General features: G+C 63.3%; 1 protein-coding gene and 1 pseudogene. Both read left to right on the plus strand.

Annotation, left to right across the window (positions count from 1 at the left end; genetic code table 11):
• Positions 1 to 234 (plus strand): annotated as a pseudogene (locus AC1DTQ_RS18825) (carboxy terminal-processing peptidase); the annotation flags it as partial.
• A 246-nt stretch (positions 235 to 480) separates the two neighbouring features.
• Positions 481 to 651 (plus strand): AraC family transcriptional regulator (locus AC1DTQ_RS18830; RefSeq protein ID WP_477851572.1); only part of this gene is annotated, 171 nt, incomplete at its 3' end.

The raw sequence follows: 651 nt of genomic DNA on the forward strand, positions 1-651 counted from the left end.
TCTCGCGCGCTGGATCCGTTGGCCGACGATGCGGCCGATGACGGCCTGGGCGCCAACGAGCGCGATATCGTGAAGGACGCCGCCCGCGAAAAACTGGCCGACAAGCGTCCTGATCCGCTGCTGCGCGAATCGGCGTCGATCCTGGGCGACGCCATCGACGTGCTGGGCAACGACCGCACGTTGTCGGCGCAGGTGTTGCCGGTATCGACCATGCCGGGCCGTTGGGCGGATTAATTGCTTTCCTTCTCCCACCGGGAGAAGAGCCTGCCCCGTACTTGATACGGGGTGGCGCGAAGCGACGGATGAGGGCGCGGCAATTCTGATCCACGGAAACTGCATTACAAACTGATACTTCACGCACTCATCCGCCCTTCGGGCACCCCGTATCAAGTACGGGGCAGGCTCTTCTCCCAGGGGGAGAAGGAAACGACAGCAAGAATCGGATAGCGGGCGCCCAGTGCGCCCGCTACGCTGTGGGCCATGGATACTAACGACGAAAAACTCGAACGCGCCCGCGTCCTGCTGGACGGCGGCGAACCTACGTTGAACGAATTGGCGGCGGCGGTCGGACTCAGCGCTTCGCACCTGCAGCGCAAGTTCCAGGCCCGCTACGGCATCAGCCCCGCCGAATACCTTGCGCAGAAAAAACTC

Source organism: Pseudoxanthomonas sp. P4_B2, assembly GCF_056402315.1.